The organism is Acinetobacter sp. AOR01_HL (assembly GCF_027855455.1).
Classification (GTDB): Bacteria; Pseudomonadota; Gammaproteobacteria; order Pseudomonadales; family Moraxellaceae; genus Acinetobacter; species Acinetobacter baumannii.
Genome location: NZ_JAKTIM010000020.1, coordinates 44,825 through 58,353, shown reverse-complemented (window position 1 = coordinate 58,353; position 13,529 = coordinate 44,825). Strand labels below are relative to the sequence as shown.

Annotated in this window: 23 protein-coding genes and 1 pseudogene; 21 read left to right on the top strand and 3 right to left on the bottom strand. The window is 42.1% G+C overall.

Annotated elements, in window-relative coordinates; all coding sequences use genetic code 11:
- Positions 1–5 precede the first annotated feature (5 nt).
- The 3 genes from MKL62_RS07300 to MKL62_RS07285 form a co-directional block, all read right to left on the bottom strand.
- A complete protein-coding gene (locus tag MKL62_RS07300) occupies positions 6–770 on the bottom strand; it encodes a globin domain-containing protein (protein ID WP_000188888.1) in 765 nt (254 codons plus the stop codon).
- Positions 771–915: 145 nt separating this feature from the next.
- Entirely contained in the window at positions 916–2,463 is a 1,548-nt protein-coding gene (locus MKL62_RS07290; RefSeq protein WP_005127899.1) for a helicase HerA-like domain-containing protein, read from the bottom strand.
- A 43-nt stretch (positions 2,464–2,506) separates the two neighbouring features.
- Positions 2,507–3,697 carry a PLP-dependent transferase gene (locus MKL62_RS07285; protein WP_000716511.1) on the bottom strand — a complete coding sequence of 397 codons (1,191 nt, stop codon included), beginning with the start codon at positions 3,695–3,697 and terminating at the stop codon, positions 2,507–2,509.
- Positions 3,698–3,864: 167 nt separating this feature from the next.
- Between MKL62_RS07285 and MKL62_RS07280 the strand changes: the two genes are divergently transcribed.
- From MKL62_RS07280 to rpmD, 21 genes and pseudogenes are all read left to right on the top strand, one after another.
- Positions 3,865–4,593 carry a type 1 glutamine amidotransferase gene (locus MKL62_RS07280; protein WP_000835293.1) on the top strand — a complete coding sequence of 243 codons (729 nt, stop codon included), beginning with the start codon at positions 3,865–3,867 and terminating at the stop codon, positions 4,591–4,593.
- A gap of 252 nt (positions 4,594–4,845) precedes the next feature.
- Complete coding sequence (gene rpsJ, locus MKL62_RS07275) at positions 4,846–5,157, top strand: 30S ribosomal protein S10 (RefSeq protein WP_000070912.1); 312 nt, start codon at positions 4,846–4,848, stop codon at positions 5,155–5,157.
- Between the two features lie 57 nt (positions 5,158–5,214).
- Positions 5,215–5,853: a 50S ribosomal protein L3 gene (gene rplC / locus MKL62_RS07270; protein WP_001982642.1), complete on the top strand. Its 639-nt coding sequence runs from the start codon at positions 5,215–5,217 to the stop codon at positions 5,851–5,853.
- A gap of 11 nt (positions 5,854–5,864) precedes the next feature.
- A complete protein-coding gene (gene rplD, locus MKL62_RS07265; protein WP_001050255.1) occupies positions 5,865–6,467 on the top strand; it encodes a 50S ribosomal protein L4 in 603 nt (200 codons plus the stop codon).
- The gene (rplW, locus tag MKL62_RS07260) at positions 6,464–6,784 is read left to right on the top strand and encodes a 50S ribosomal protein L23 (protein ID WP_001058538.1); all 321 of its coding nucleotides are present in this window, start codon (positions 6,464–6,466) and stop codon (positions 6,782–6,784) included. The genes rplD and rplW overlap by 4 nt, the downstream gene beginning before the upstream one ends.
- 11 nt (positions 6,785–6,795) lie before the next feature.
- A complete protein-coding gene (gene rplB, locus MKL62_RS07255; RefSeq protein WP_001122317.1) occupies positions 6,796–7,620 on the top strand; it encodes a 50S ribosomal protein L2 in 825 nt (274 codons plus the stop codon).
- A gap of 13 nt (positions 7,621–7,633) precedes the next feature.
- Positions 7,634–7,909, top strand: a complete 276-nt coding sequence (gene rpsS / locus MKL62_RS07250) for a 30S ribosomal protein S19 (protein ID WP_001138119.1) — start codon at positions 7,634–7,636, stop codon at positions 7,907–7,909.
- Positions 7,910–7,920: 11 nt separating this feature from the next.
- The gene (gene rplV / locus MKL62_RS07245; protein WP_001982638.1) at positions 7,921–8,250 is read left to right on the top strand and encodes a 50S ribosomal protein L22; all 330 of its coding nucleotides are present in this window, start codon (positions 7,921–7,923) and stop codon (positions 8,248–8,250) included.
- Position 8,251: 1 nt separating this feature from the next.
- Positions 8,252–9,068, top strand: a pseudogene (gene rpsC / locus MKL62_RS07240) (30S ribosomal protein S3).
- Positions 9,008–9,421 carry a 50S ribosomal protein L16 gene (gene rplP / locus MKL62_RS07235; RefSeq protein WP_000941215.1) on the top strand — a complete coding sequence of 138 codons (414 nt, stop codon included), beginning with the start codon at positions 9,008–9,010 and terminating at the stop codon, positions 9,419–9,421. Before rpsC ends, rplP begins: the two are co-directional and overlap by 61 nt.
- On the top strand, positions 9,421–9,618 hold the full coding sequence (gene rpmC / locus MKL62_RS07230) for a 50S ribosomal protein L29 (RefSeq protein ID WP_000849928.1): 198 nt from the start codon (positions 9,421–9,423) through the stop codon (positions 9,616–9,618). Before rplP ends, rpmC begins: the two co-directional genes overlap by 1 nt.
- A complete protein-coding gene (gene rpsQ / locus MKL62_RS07225; protein ID WP_001291845.1) occupies positions 9,615–9,872 on the top strand; it encodes a 30S ribosomal protein S17 in 258 nt (85 codons plus the stop codon). Before rpmC ends, rpsQ begins: the two co-directional genes overlap by 4 nt.
- 92 nt (positions 9,873–9,964) lie before the next feature.
- On the top strand, positions 9,965–10,333 hold the full coding sequence (gene rplN, locus MKL62_RS07220) for a 50S ribosomal protein L14 (protein WP_001982634.1): 369 nt from the start codon (positions 9,965–9,967) through the stop codon (positions 10,331–10,333).
- A 9-nt stretch (positions 10,334–10,342) separates the two neighbouring features.
- On the top strand, positions 10,343–10,660 hold the full coding sequence (gene rplX / locus MKL62_RS07215; RefSeq protein ID WP_001062685.1) for a 50S ribosomal protein L24: 318 nt from the start codon (positions 10,343–10,345) through the stop codon (positions 10,658–10,660).
- Positions 10,661–10,675: 15 nt separating this feature from the next.
- Entirely contained in the window at positions 10,676–11,212 is a 537-nt protein-coding gene (rplE, locus tag MKL62_RS07210) for a 50S ribosomal protein L5 (protein WP_000113197.1), read from the top strand.
- A gap of 9 nt (positions 11,213–11,221) precedes the next feature.
- Complete coding sequence (rpsN, locus tag MKL62_RS07205) at positions 11,222–11,527, top strand: 30S ribosomal protein S14 (RefSeq protein WP_001074624.1); 306 nt, start codon at positions 11,222–11,224, stop codon at positions 11,525–11,527.
- Between the two features lie 11 nt (positions 11,528–11,538).
- The gene (rpsH, locus tag MKL62_RS07200) at positions 11,539–11,934 is read left to right on the top strand and encodes a 30S ribosomal protein S8 (RefSeq protein ID WP_000062616.1); all 396 of its coding nucleotides are present in this window, start codon (positions 11,539–11,541) and stop codon (positions 11,932–11,934) included.
- A 13-nt stretch (positions 11,935–11,947) separates the two neighbouring features.
- On the top strand, positions 11,948–12,481 hold the full coding sequence (gene rplF / locus MKL62_RS07195) for a 50S ribosomal protein L6 (RefSeq protein WP_000091932.1): 534 nt from the start codon (positions 11,948–11,950) through the stop codon (positions 12,479–12,481).
- A gap of 14 nt (positions 12,482–12,495) precedes the next feature.
- Complete coding sequence (rplR, locus tag MKL62_RS07190) at positions 12,496–12,846, top strand: 50S ribosomal protein L18 (RefSeq protein ID WP_001003194.1); 351 nt, start codon at positions 12,496–12,498, stop codon at positions 12,844–12,846.
- 2 nt (positions 12,847–12,848) lie between these two features.
- The gene (gene rpsE / locus MKL62_RS07185; RefSeq protein WP_001141025.1) at positions 12,849–13,346 is read left to right on the top strand and encodes a 30S ribosomal protein S5; all 498 of its coding nucleotides are present in this window, start codon (positions 12,849–12,851) and stop codon (positions 13,344–13,346) included.
- A 6-nt stretch (positions 13,347–13,352) separates the two neighbouring features.
- Entirely contained in the window at positions 13,353–13,529 is a 177-nt protein-coding gene (gene rpmD / locus MKL62_RS07180) for a 50S ribosomal protein L30 (protein ID WP_000849088.1), read from the top strand.

Genomic DNA, 13,529 nt, shown 5'->3' with positions numbered 1-13,529 from the left:
TTAAGTTACAGCGTTAAAGGAGCTGAAACTTGTACTTGATCACCAACTCTATAGTGCTCAAGCAAAATGTTTGAAACAGAGAACTCTGTATGGTCTTCTTCTGGTTGAACATCAAAATGATAAGTATTGTCCTCTTGAGCCTCTGTGAACTTAAATGCTTTTGGTTGTTCAAGCTGTTGGTTAGGTACTTGAACTTTTACAGAGATAAAAGCATTTGCTGGGCTGGTGAGTACATCTTCATGATCAGTTGCCTTTAAAGTAAAGCGTTTGCCAGACTCAAGTGGGTCAATTTGCGTAATTTCAAATGAACGCCAGCCAGCCCATCCACCTTTCAAGCTTTCAAGTTGTTCATATTTTTGTTTTTCAACACCAATTAAGATATCTGCCAACTGTAAATAAGCTTGTTTCCACGCTTCAATGAGTTCTGATTCAAATGGAACATTTAAAACTTCACTAATTGAATGAAGCAAGTTGTCGCCCACAATTGCATATTGATCTGGTTGAATATCTAAGCTCACGTGTTTAGTGGTAATACGTTCAACCGCTTTGGCAAGCACCGTAGGATTCTCAATATTTTCAGCATACGCGAGTACAGCTGCTGCAAGAGCACGAGGTTGGCGCAGGCTGGTCTGATCATCAAGATTAAAAACATTTTTTAATTCTGGGTTGTTATTCAACATACGCTTATAGAAGTATGTAGTTAGAGTAACACCATGTTCACGCAATACAGGTACAGTAGATTTAACGAGTTCAATTTGTTGTGGAGTCATGGCTAGACCTTAATTATCTGGCTATATAAGATGTATTTAAAATACATCTTTAAAATAATTGTAGCAATAGCTTTTTAATAAAAACCTTAAAAAATTTAAGGGATATAAAATCCCCTAAATTAATATTCTGATTTAAAAATAAATTTTATTTTCCAAATAATGAGCCGAGTAGCCCCCGTACTAATTTTTGGCCAGTACTACCACCTAAGCTGCGAGCAGCACTTTTTGCAAAAGTTCCGACAATATCTTGAGTAAGTTTAGCTCTTTCACGCGCCGCACGTTCCTCTTCTTTTTGCTGTTCACGTGCTAGACGCTCTTGTTCTTTGGCTTGTTGTTTCGCTAAGGTTTCCTGTTCTTTTGCTTGCTGTTTTGCGAGTTCTGCATCTTGTTTTTGCTGTTCCCGTTCAGCCACTTTGTTTTGGAGCATTTCATAGGCACTATCACGATCTACAGCTTGTTCATAAACCCCGGCAATAATACTTTGCGAAATTAAGGTCTGACGCTCTTCTGGAGTGATAGGCGTAAATGAAGAGTAAGGAGGCATAACCCAACCACGTTCTACAATTTGAGGTGTACCTTGTTCATCTAGACAACTAATCAGTGCTTCACCTACACCGAGCTCGGTAATTGCTTCATCTACTTTAAAATCGGGATTAGAGCGGAATGTGTCTGCTGCTGTTTTTACTGCTTTTTGATCTTTAGGAGTAAAGGCACGTAAAGCATGTTGTACACGGTTGCCGAGTTGCCCTAAAACACTTTCTGGTAAGTCGAGCGGGTTTTGGGTAATAAAATAAATTCCCACACCTTTAGAACGAATTAAACGTACAACTTGTTCAATTTTTTCTTGTAAAGCTTGACTGGCGTTGTCGAATAACAGGTGAGCTTCATCAAAGAAAAACACGAGTTTAGGTTTATCCATATCACCAACTTCTGGAAGCTGTTCAAATAATTCTGAAAGCATCCATAACAGGAAAGTAGCATATAGCTTAGGTGTATTCATGAGCTTGTCAGCCGCAAGAATATTGATATAACCATGCCCATTTACGTCGGTTTGTATAAAGTCCAGAATATTTAAAGCTGGCTCTCCAAAAAACTGCTCTCCACCTTGGTCGGCAAGAGCAAGGAGATTACGTTGGATAGCGCCTAAACTGGCTGGAGATAAGTTGCCATATTCGGCTTTAAACTCAGCTGCATGTTCACTTACAAAAGTGATCATGGCTTTTAAATCTTTAAAGTCGACCAGAAGTAATCCTTGGTCGTCTGCAATACGGAATACGGCAGATAAAACACCTTCTTGGGTGTCATTTAAGTTAAGTATACGTGCTAATAAAATTGGTCCAATTTCAGAAATAGTGGTTCGAATAGGGTGGCCTTGCTGACCAAATAAATCCCAGAAAACAACTGGATTGGCTGCAAATGGAACACTGTCGATCTGTAAAAGCTTTAAGCGTTCATTAAATTTATCCGAAGCTTCACCAGCTTTTGCGAGGCTTGAAACATCACCTTTTGCGTCGGCAAGAAAGACGGGAACGCCGATTCGAGAAAAACTCTCTGCGAGCACCTTTAGGGTGACTGTTTTACCTGTACCGGTCGCACCTGCAATCAGGCCGTGCCGGTTGGCAAATTGGGAAAGTAAAACAATTTCTTTTGATGTGTCGTTAATATTTTTTGCAATAACAATCGGTGTACCCATATATTTTTATCCCTTAGTGTGAGCCACTATTGATGTTGTCGTTTTACATTTGTTTCAGAGCATTTTCGATATCTTGAATTAAATCTTGTGGATCTTCTAGCCCTATACAGAAGCGAACCAACAAACCTTGTTGTAAATGTGTATTTTCAAGTTTTCTCATCATTTTTAAATCATAAAGCATGACGAGACTCACCGGTCCTCCCCAACTAAAACCAAGTTTGAATAGCTTAAGAGCATCACAAAAACGGCGTACTGCTGAAATATCATAATCAGATTTGAACACAACACTCACTAAGCCTGCACTTCTACCTGTTGAGCAAATTTCTTGCCAGTATTGATGACCAGGTGAAGCTTTATCGCTTGGATGTAGAACTTGTGCAAACTGAGATTGTTCTTTTAACCATGTCAGTAGGGTTTTAGCATTATTCGATTGTTGCTCATACCTTAATGACATATGCGCAAGACTACGTTGAATTTGGGCGGTATCATCACCAGATACCGAAATCCCTAAAATGGCATGCATTCGGAACAAACGGTGATGTAACTTCTCATCACGAGTTACCACACTTCCCATTAAAATATCGCCACCACCACTTGGATATTTGGTAAGCGCATGAATGGTTAAATCCACTGATAAATGCTCATCGGAAAAATCAAAAGCATTAAAGGCGAGGCCAGCTCCCCAAGTATTATCGAGTGCAGTTAAAACGCCATGTGCTTTTGCTTTTTTTACTAGCGCTTTGAGATCTGGAAATTCAAGAGTGACAGAACCTGCTGCTTCTAACCATAGCAACTTGGTTTTATCAGAAGGCTGGAAACTTGAGACATCGATCGGGTTATAAACTTGAACATTAATTCCATATTGATCTTTTAAGTAGTTTAGGTGTTCCAGATTCGGACCATATATGTTGTCTGGCACCCAAACTTCATCACCTGTTGCTAACACAGCAGAATTTACGAGATTAATCGCAGATAACCCGCTTGGAGCAAGTAGGCAGTATAAACCACCCTCAATTTGAGCAATATTGTCGCCTAGTGTAAATGTCGTAGGCGTCCCATGGGTGCCATAACTATAGTCATAAGGATCGGTCCAGTGACGATCAAAAAGGTGCGAAGTCGATTTAAAAATAATAGTTGATGCACGAAATAAGGGAGGTTGCACGGTTTCAATAAATTGAGGTGCTTTTCGTGGTGCATGAATGAGTTGGGTTTGGAAATTGTTATGCTTTTTCATGGGGCGCTATACTTTACATAATGAGATTAGATTAAGAGAAAACTTACTTAACTGCTAGATTTTTGATTATTTCTAAGATGTTTCGTTACTAGTGTAACATTCACTAAAACTTGGCTTTATTTTTGCAAAGATCAAACCAACATTCTAACAACAATAGGTTTAAGCGCATGAAGTCGCATTTACGTGTTCACTATTTTCAACATATTGCTGGCGAAGGTTTTGGAAGCTGCTATTCATTCTTAAAAGCACACCATGCAACGATAACAGCTACAGAGTTTTTTGCACTTCCAGTTGATCTCCCTTTGGAAATAGAAGCATTGCCACACATTGAAGATGTGGATTTGCTACTTATTATGGGGGGAACCATGAGTGTAAATGATGAGGCAAATTATCCATGGTTAAAAATAGAAAAAAGATGGATACGTCGTTATTTGGCGGCGGGAAAGCCTGCGATAGGACTTTGTCTCGGAGGCCAACTTATTGCCAATGCATTAGGAGCCGCCGTTAGTAGAAACCGTTATCAAGAATTGGGATGGTCGACCGTACAAAGGGTGCCGAATTTACCTAAAGAAAGCTTTTTATTACCAGAAAAAATAAATGTAATGCAGTGGCATAGTGAAACTTTTGAGATTCCTAAAGGTGCGATTCATTTAGCAGAGAACTCAGTTTGTCGTAACCAGATGTACCAAATTGGTTCAAATGTTCTTGGTTTTCAATTTCATCCAGAAATGACACCGAAGGTATTAAATCTTCTTTTAGAGAACGAACAAGAGCTTTCTATTTTTAAAGGTGAGTATGTTCAATCTTTAGATGAATTACATCATTGCGACATCCAAAAGTTTGAACAAGGCAATCAACTTTTAAACAGGGCAATAGAGTTCGTGGTCAATCAATAAAAAATATAGAGTTGATGAGAAAAAGGATGAATTGAGCAGAAAATAGAAAAAGAGAATTGCATAAGACTTAAACAATCGTTATAATGAGCGACCCTCAAGAAGAGGGCATTTACTGCGAAGAAAGTAGTAAATGTGCATTACAGTCGTGGCATCGATCACGACCTTGGTGATTATCACTGCCTTTGACACTTACCAGATAGGTGAGATGCGTCAAAGGTGATTCTTTATATATTTGGCTTGGAGTTTACTGGTATGTCTAACCAGAGAATTCGTATCCGTCTTAAGTCTTTTGATCATCGTCTGATTGATCAATCTGCTCAAGAGATCGTAGAAACCGCTAAGCGTACCGGCGCACAAGTGTGTGGTCCAATTCCGATGCCTACTCGCATCGAACGCTTCAACGTTCTTACTTCACCGCACGTTAACAAAGATGCGCGTGACCAGTACGAAATCCGCACCTACAAACGTTTGATCGACATCGTTCAACCTACAGATAAAACTGTTGATGCATTGATGAAGTTAGATCTTGCAGCTGGTGTTGATGTTCAGATCGCTTTGGGTTAAGGCTTTCGGTTAATTAACGATTAGTTAATTAGGCCGCTTTTTTAGAGGTTTATGCACATGGCTATTGGTTTAGTCGGTCGCAAATGTGGTATGACTCGCATCTTTACAGATGCTGGTGTTTCTGTACCTGTTACAGTCATCGAAGTCGATCCAAACCGCATTACGCAAATCAAAACACTTGAAACTGATGGTTATCAAGCTGTTCAAGTAACTACTGGTGAACGTCGCGAGTCTCGCGTAACTAATGCTCAAAAAGGTCACTTCGCTAAAGCGGGTGTTGCTGCTGGTCGTTTAGTTAAAGAGTTCCGTGTTACTGAAGCTGAGCTTGAAGGCCGTGAAGTTGGCGGTACTATTGGCGTTGATTTGTTCACAGTTGGTCAAATTGTTGACGTAACTGGTCAATCAAAAGGTAAAGGTTTCCAAGGTGGTGTTAAACGTTGGAATTTCCGTACCCAAGATGCTACTCACGGTAACTCTGTTTCTCACCGTGTTTTAGGTTCTACAGGTCAAAACCAAACTCCTGGACGCGTGTTCAAAGGCAAAAAAATGGCTGGTCACTTAGGTGATGAACGCGTAACAGTACAAGGTCTTGAAATCGTATCTGTTGACACTGAACGTTCAGTTTTGGTTGTTAAGGGTGCAATTCCTGGTGCAACTGGCGGTGACGTTATTGTACGTCCTACCATCAAGGCCTGAGGGGAAATACCGTGAATTTAAAAACTGTTTCCGGCTCTGCTGTTGAATTGTCTGAAGTAGCTTTCGGACGTGAATTTAACGAAGCTCTTGTACACCAAGTTGTTACTGCTTACTTAGCAGGTGGTCGTCAAGGTACTCGTGCTCACAAATCACGTGCAGACGTTTCTGGCGGTGGTAAAAAACCATTCCGTCAAAAAGGTACTGGTCGCGCTCGTGCGGGTTCTATTCGTAGCCCAATCTGGGTTGGTGGTGGTAAAACTTTTGCTGCTCGTCCACAAGATTGGTCTCAAAAAGTAAACCGTAAAATGTATCGCGGTGCAATGCAATGTATCTTAGCTGAACTTGTTCGCCAAGATCGCCTTGTTTTAGTTGAAGAGTTTGCTGTTGCTGCTCCAAAAACTAAAGAATTGCTTGCAAAACTTAACGATTTAAATGCAGCTCGTGCTTTGATCGTTACAGATGCTGTAGATGAGAACTTATATCTTGCAGCGCGCAACCTTCCACACGTTGATGTGGTAGATGCAACTGCAATCGATCCTGTAAGCTTGATCGCGTTTGATAAAGTTGTGATGTCTGTAGCTGCTGCTAAGAAAATTGAGGTAGAACTCGGATGAACAACGAACGTATCTATCAAGTCCTAAAAGGACCAGTCTTCTCAGAAAAGGCACAAGTTTTAGGTGATACTGCTGGTGTTCAAGTATTTAAAGTAGATATCAACGCTACTAAACTTGAAATCAAAAAAGCAGTTGAAAAACTTTTTGGTGTAGAAGTTGTTAAAGTTAACACAACTATTACTAAAGGTAAGACTAAGCGCTTTGGTCGTACATTAGGACGTCGTTCTGATGTTAAAAAAGCATACGTCACCCTGAAAGCCGGCCAAGATGTTGAAATGGCTGACTTGGGCGATACCGCTGAAAGCGCAGCGGAATAAGGACGAAAATTATGCCGATTCAAAAATGTAAGCCAACGTCTCCAGGACGTCGCTTTGTAGAGAAAGTGGTTCATGACCATCTTCACAAAGGCGCGCCTTATGCACCGTTGGTAGAAGCAAAAAAACGTACTGGTGGTCGTAATAACAACGGTCACATTACTACTCGTCACGTTGGTGGTGGTCATAAGCAACATTACCGTATCGTTGACTTCAAACGTAACAAAGATGGCGTACCTGCTGTTGTAGAACGTATTGAATACGATCCAAACCGTACAGCGCATATTGCATTATTGAAATACGCTGACGGTGAGCGTCGTTATATCATTGCGCCTAAAGGCTTACGTGCTGGTGATAAAGTACAATCTGGTAACGATGCTCCAATTCGTCCAGGTAACTGTTTACCACTTCGTAACATGCCAATCGGTTCTACACTTCATAACGTTGAACTTAAAATCGGTAAAGGTGCTCAATTAGCACGTTCTGCTGGTGCTTCTGTTCAATTGTTGGGTCGTGATGGTTCTTACGCAATCATTCGTCTTCGTTCAGGCGAAATGCGTAAAGTACACGTTGAATGCCGCGCTGTAATTGGTGAAGTTTCTAACCAAGAAAACAACCTTCGCTCATTAGGTAAAGCTGGTGCTGCACGCTGGCGTGGTGTTCGTCCTACCGTACGTGGTATGGCGATGAACCCGATTGATCACCCACACGGTGGTGGTGAAGGGCGTAACAAAGGTATTCAACCTGTAAGCCCATGGGGTCAAAAAGCTAAAGGGTACAAGACACGTACCAACAAGCGTACGACTAAGATGATTATTCGCGACCGTCGCGTCAAGTAAAGGAATCTGACTAATGCCTCGTTCTCTGAAAAAAGGCCCATTCGTCGATGCGCACTTGTTCGCTAAGGTTGAAGCGGCTGTTGCTAGTAACTCTCGCAAGCCGATCAAAACTTGGTCTCGTCGTTCGATGATCCTTCCAGACTTTGTTGGTTTAACAATTTCTGTTCACAATGGCCGTAACCACGTTCCAGTAATTGTTACTGAGCATATGGTTGGTCATAAACTCGGTGAATTCGCGCCAACTCGTACCTATCGTGGTCACGGTGTTGACAAGAAGTCTAAACGTTAATAGGTGTCATGATGGAAGTAACTGCTAAATTACGCGGTGCCGCTATCTCGGCACAAAAAGCACGTTTGGTTGCGGACTTAATCCGTGGCAAGTCTGTTGCACATGCTTTAAACATCTTGAACTTCAGCAACAAAAAAGCTGCAGTTTTAGTTAAAAAAGCATTGGAATCTGCAATTGCAAACGCTGAACACAATAACAGTTTAGATGTTGACGACCTTAAAGTTTCTACGATTTACGTTGACGAAGGCATGAGCCTTAAACGTATTATGCCACGTGCTAAAGGCCGTGCAGATCGTATTACTAAGCGTACTTGTCACATCACCGTTAAGGTAGGGGTTTGATATGGGTCAGAAGGTTCATCCAATCGGTATCCGCCTAGGTGTTGTGAAACGTCATAACGCTAACTGGTATGCGAATCCGAAACAATACGCTGAATACTTGCTTAAAGATCTTCAAGTTCGTGAGTTTTTAACTAAAAAACTTAAGAATGCGATGGTTAGCAATATTCTTATCGAACGTCCATCAGGTGCTGCTAAAGTAACAATTAGCACAGCTCGTCCTGGTATCGTAATCGGTAAAAAAGGCGAAGACATTGAAAAATTACAGCGCGAACTTACCAACATCATGGGTGTTCCAGCGCAAGTAAGCATCAACGAAATTGATCGCCCAGACTTGGACGCGCGTTTAGTTGCTGAAGCAATCGCTTCTCAATTAGAAAAACGTGTAATGTTCCGTCGTGCTATGAAGCGTGCGGTTCAAAACACTATGCGTGCTGGTGCTAAAGGTATCAAAGTTGAAGTTTCTGGCCGTTTAGGTGGTGCAGAGATCGCTCGTACAGAATGGTATCGTGAAGGTCGTGTACCTTTGCACACTCTTCGTGCGGACATCGACTATGCAACTATGCGTGCTGAAACTACTTACGGTACGATTGGTGTTAAAGTTTGGATTTTCCGTGGTGAGATTTTAGGTGGCATGAAACAAGTCATGAACCCTGCTCCTGCTGAAGAACGTCCAGCTAAACGCGGTCGTGGTCGTGGTGAAGGTCAAGAGCGTCGTGGTCGTCGCGGTGACCGTGCTGCTGACAAGGGAGAATAATCCATGTTGCAACCTAAACGTACCAAATTCCGTAAAGTGCATAAAGGCCGTAACACTGGTCTAGCACATCGTGGTAGTACAGTATCATTTGGTTCGATTGCAATTAAAGCAACTGAGCGTGGTCGTATGACTGCACGTCAGATTGAAGCTGCACGTCGTACCATTAGCCGTCGTATTAAACGTGGTGGTAAAATCTTCATTCGCGTATTCCCGGACAAACCAATTACCGAAAAACCATTAGAAGTTCGTATGGGTAACGGTAAAGGTAACGTGGAATATTGGGTTTGTGAGATCAAACCAGGTAAGATCCTGTACGAAATTGAAGGTGTGAACGAAGACTTGGCACGTGAAGCTTTTGCTTTAGCTGCTGCTAAACTTCCGTTTAAAACCACTATCGTGACTCGGACGGTAATGTAATGAAAACTAAAGATCTACGTGAAAAATCGGTAGAAGAGTTGAAAGCTTTGCTTGATGAGCAACAGCTTAACCAATTCCGTCTTCGTATGGCGAAAGCAACTGGTCAGTTGGGTAAATCGCACGAAGTGCAAGTTGCTCGTAAGACAATTGCTCGTATTAAGACACTCCTTACCGAAAAACAGGGGAACGGACAATGAGTGAAAAAACAGTCCGCACGTTAACCGGCAAAGTAGTAAGCGACAAAATGGACAAATCTATTGTTGTCCTTATCGAACGCCGCGTTCAACACCCGTTGTATGGCAAATCAATTCGCCGTTCAACTAAGTTACACGCTCATGATGAGAACAACGTTGCTAAAATTGGCGATGTTGTAACCATTAAAGAAAGCCGCCCAATTTCTAAAACTAAAGCTTGGACTTTAGTGGAAGTAGTTGAAGCAGCTGCTGAGTAATTCGACGTTCTTGTTGCATCATCGGTCAATTTCGAGTACTCTTTGAGCCTTTCGAAATTGTGACCGGTGATGCTCGGTTTTGGAGTAGGGCAATGATTCAAACCGAAACTATGCTCGACGTAGCAGACAACAGTGGTGCTCGCCGCGTACAATGTATTAAAGTACTTGGTGGTTCACATCGTCGTTATGCTTCTGTTGGCGACATTATTAAAGTTACTGTAAAAGAAGCTATTCCACGCGCACGTGTTAAAAAAGGTGACGTGATGAATGCAGTTGTAGTTCGTACTAAGTTCGGCATTCGTCGTCCAGATGGTTCTGTGATCCGTTTTGATGATAACGCTGCAGTTATTTTGAACAACAACAAAGCTCCGATTGCGACTCGTATCTTCGGACCAGTGACTCGTGAACTTCGTACTGAACAGTTCATGAAAATCATTTCATTGGCTCCTGAAGTTCTATAAGAGGCAATCATGGCTAAGATTAAAAAAGGCGATCAGGTTATCGTGATCGCAGGTAAAGAAAAAGGCAAACAGGGTACTGTTTTGTCTGTTTCTGAAGACCGCGTTAAGGTTGAAGGCCTTAACTTAGTGAAGAAGCATCAAAAGCCGAATCGTGTAACTGGCGCTGAAGGCGGTATCGTTACTCAAGAAGCTTCGCTTCATATCTCAAACGTGGCAATTTTAAATGCTACAACCCAGAAGGCTGACCGTGTTGGTTACCAAGTGATTGATGGCGTGAAAACTCGCGTTTACAAATCAACTGGTGAATCAGTGGCGGTAGCGAAGTAATAGGTTGAAAAGGCAATGGCCAGACTTAAAGCACGTTACAACGACGAACTTAAAGCGAAGTTACAAGAAGAACTTAGCATTAAGAATGTGATGGAAATTCCTCGCATCACAAAAATCACTCTTAACATGGGTGTAGGCGCAGCAGCTACTGATAAGAAATTATTAGACGGCGCTGTAGCTGACATGCAATTAATTGCTGGTCAAAAACCAGTAGTTACTCTTGCACGTAAATCTATCGCTGGTTTCAAAATCCGTGATGGTTGGCCAATTGGTTGTAAAGTTACTTTACGTGGCGACCAAATGTACGAATTCTTGGACCGTTTGATCTCTATCGCAATCCCTCGTATCCGTGACTTCCGTGGTTTCTCAGCGAAATCTTTCGACGGTCGTGGTAACTACTCAATGGGTTTGAAAGAGCAAATCGTTTTCCCTGAAATCGATTTCGACAAGATTGATCGTATTCGTGGTATGGATATTACTATTACTACGACTGCTCGCACCGATGACGAAGGCCGTGCGCTTATGCGTGCATTCGGCTTCCCGTTCAAATAAGAGGTCGATATGGCTAAGAAAGGTATGATTAATCGCGAATTGAAACGCGAAAAAACTGTTGCTAAATACGCTGCAAAACGTGCTGAATTAAAAGCTACTATTGCAAATGTAAATGCGAGCGACGAAGAACGTTTCGAAGCGATGTTAAAGTTACAAGCATTGCCACGTAATGCATCTCCGGTACGTCTTCGTAACCGTTGTGGTTTAACTGGTCGTCCTCATGGTTACTTCCGTAAGTTCGGTTTAAGCCGTAACAAATTACGTGACACAGTAATGCAAGGTGATGTACCAGGCGTTGTTAAGGCAAGCTGGTAAGGAGCGACTAAATGAGTATGCAAGATACCGTTGCCGACATGCTAACACGTGTTCGTAACGCACAAATGGCTAAGAAACAAACTGTTTCTATGCCGTCTTCTAAGTTGAAAGTTGCTATTGCAAACGTACTTCAACAAGAAGGTTATATTTCAAACGTAGAAGTTGCTCAAGAAGAGACAAAATCTACTTTGACTATTACTTTAAAATATTTCGAAGGCAAGCCAGTTATCGAAATGGTTAAGCGCGTAAGCCGTCCAGGCCTTCGCCAATACCGTGGTAAAGATAAACTTCCAAGCGTTAAGCAAGGTTTAGGTATTGCAATTGTTTCTACAAGCAAAGGCATCATGACTGATCGCGCTGCACGTGCTGCGGGCATCGGTGGTGAAGTTATTGCTTTTGTTTCTTAATAGGTGATTCCTCATGTCTCGTGTGGCTAAAGCCCCAGTAACTGTACCAAATGGTGTAACAGTTACTCAGAACGGCCGGCAGGTCGAAGTGAAAGGCAGCAAAGGTACATTGTCTTTCAACCTGCATGCGCTGGTCGAGCTAAAACAGGAAGAAGGTAAACTTCAACTTGCTCCAGCTAAAGAATCGAAAGATGCTTGGATGCAAGCTGGTACTGCTCGCGCTGTATTGAACAACCTTGTTAAAGGTGTTAGCGAAGGCTTCGAACGTAAGTTGCAGCTAGTTGGTGTTGGTTATAAAGCTGCGGTTAAAGGTACAGTTGTAAACCTTAACCTTGGTTACTCACACCCAATTGACTACGCTTTACCTGAAGGTGTAACAGCGGAAACTCCAACTGCTACTGAAATCATTTTGAAATCAGCAAACAAGCAGTTGTTAGGTCAAGTAGCGGCAGAAATCCGTGCATACCGTTCTCCTGAACCATATAAAGGTAAAGGTGTTCGTTATTCGGATGAAGTCATTCTTCGTAAAGAAGCTAAGAAGAAATAAGGCGCGAGGTTCTTATGAACGAAAAGAAACAATCCCGTTTGCGTCGTGCGAAAAGCACACGCTTGCACATCCGTGCATTGGGTGCGACTCGTTTGTGTGTAAACCGCACTCCGCGTCACATCTATGCTCAAGTTATTTCAGCAGATGGTGGCAAAGTTTTAGCGCAAGCTTCAACTTTAGATGCATCTTTACGTAGTGGTACTACTGGTAATATTGAAGCTGCGACGAAAGTTGGTGCTTTAATCGCAGAACGTGCTAAAGCAGCTGGCGTTACTAAAGTTGCATTTGACCGTTCTGGTTTTAAATATCATGGTCGTATCAAAGCCTTGGCTGATGCTGCTCGTGAAGGCGGCTTGGAGTTCTAATCATGGCAAAAGTTGAACAAAACGAAGGTCTCGTTGAAAAGCTGGTTGCCGTTGATCGTGTAGCCAAGGTTGTTAAGGGTGGTCGTATCTTCTCTTTCACAGCATTAACTGTTGTGGGCGATGGTAATGGTCGCGTAGGTTTTGGTCGTGGTAAAGCTCGTGAAGTTCCAGCTGCTATTTCTAAAGCACTTGAAGCTGCACGTCGTAACATGATCACTGTAGACCTTGCTGGTACTACTTTACAACACCCTGTGAATGCTCGTCATGGTGCAAGCCGTGTATACATGCAACCTGCTTCAGAAGGTACTGGCGTAATCGCTGGTGGTGCAATGCGTGCCGTTCTTGAAGCTGCAGGTGTACATAACGTACTTGCTAAATGTTATGGTTCTACTAACGCTGCTAACGTAGTAAACGCAACTTTTAAAGGTTTGCGTGATATGACTTCTCCTGAGAAAGTCGCTGCGAAACGTGGTAAATCAGTAGAAGAAATTCAAGGGTAATCAATCATGAAAACGATTAAAGTTACCCAGACTAAATCTTCTTCACATCGCTTGAAAAATCACAAGCTTTGCTTACAAGGTTTAGGTCTGCGTCGTATTGGTCATACTGTAGAAGTGCAAGATACGCCTTCTAACCGTGGTATGATCAACAAAGTCTACTATATGGTTAGTGTAGAGGAATAA

Coding starts and splice junctions, on each gene's coding strand:
- MKL62_RS07300 (WP_000188888.1), bottom strand. CDS start 770: ATGACTCCACAACAAATTGAACTCGTTAAATCTACTGTACCTGTATTG.
- MKL62_RS07290 (WP_005127899.1), bottom strand. CDS start 2,463: ATGGGTACACCGATTGTTATTGCAAAAAATATTAACGACACATCAAAA.
- MKL62_RS07285 (WP_000716511.1), bottom strand. CDS start 3,697: ATGAAAAAGCATAACAATTTCCAAACCCAACTCATTCATGCACCACGA.
- MKL62_RS07280 (WP_000835293.1), top strand. CDS start 3,865: ATGAAGTCGCATTTACGTGTTCACTATTTTCAACATATTGCTGGCGAA.
- rpsJ (WP_000070912.1), top strand. CDS start 4,846: ATGTCTAACCAGAGAATTCGTATCCGTCTTAAGTCTTTTGATCATCGT.
- rplC (WP_001982642.1), top strand. CDS start 5,215: ATGGCTATTGGTTTAGTCGGTCGCAAATGTGGTATGACTCGCATCTTT.
- rplW (WP_001058538.1), top strand. CDS start 6,464: ATGAACAACGAACGTATCTATCAAGTCCTAAAAGGACCAGTCTTCTCA.
- rplB (WP_001122317.1), top strand. CDS start 6,796: ATGCCGATTCAAAAATGTAAGCCAACGTCTCCAGGACGTCGCTTTGTA.
- rpsS (WP_001138119.1), top strand. CDS start 7,634: ATGCCTCGTTCTCTGAAAAAAGGCCCATTCGTCGATGCGCACTTGTTC.
- rplV (WP_001982638.1), top strand. CDS start 7,921: ATGGAAGTAACTGCTAAATTACGCGGTGCCGCTATCTCGGCACAAAAA.
- rplP (WP_000941215.1), top strand. CDS start 9,008: ATGTTGCAACCTAAACGTACCAAATTCCGTAAAGTGCATAAAGGCCGT.
- rpmC (WP_000849928.1), top strand. CDS start 9,421: ATGAAAACTAAAGATCTACGTGAAAAATCGGTAGAAGAGTTGAAAGCT.
- rpsQ (WP_001291845.1), top strand. CDS start 9,615: ATGAGTGAAAAAACAGTCCGCACGTTAACCGGCAAAGTAGTAAGCGAC.
- rplN (WP_001982634.1), top strand. CDS start 9,965: ATGATTCAAACCGAAACTATGCTCGACGTAGCAGACAACAGTGGTGCT.
- rplX (WP_001062685.1), top strand. CDS start 10,343: ATGGCTAAGATTAAAAAAGGCGATCAGGTTATCGTGATCGCAGGTAAA.
- rplE (WP_000113197.1), top strand. CDS start 10,676: ATGGCCAGACTTAAAGCACGTTACAACGACGAACTTAAAGCGAAGTTA.
- rpsN (WP_001074624.1), top strand. CDS start 11,222: ATGGCTAAGAAAGGTATGATTAATCGCGAATTGAAACGCGAAAAAACT.
- rpsH (WP_000062616.1), top strand. CDS start 11,539: ATGAGTATGCAAGATACCGTTGCCGACATGCTAACACGTGTTCGTAAC.
- rplF (WP_000091932.1), top strand. CDS start 11,948: ATGTCTCGTGTGGCTAAAGCCCCAGTAACTGTACCAAATGGTGTAACA.
- rplR (WP_001003194.1), top strand. CDS start 12,496: ATGAACGAAAAGAAACAATCCCGTTTGCGTCGTGCGAAAAGCACACGC.
- rpsE (WP_001141025.1), top strand. CDS start 12,849: ATGGCAAAAGTTGAACAAAACGAAGGTCTCGTTGAAAAGCTGGTTGCC.
- rpmD (WP_000849088.1), top strand. CDS start 13,353: ATGAAAACGATTAAAGTTACCCAGACTAAATCTTCTTCACATCGCTTG.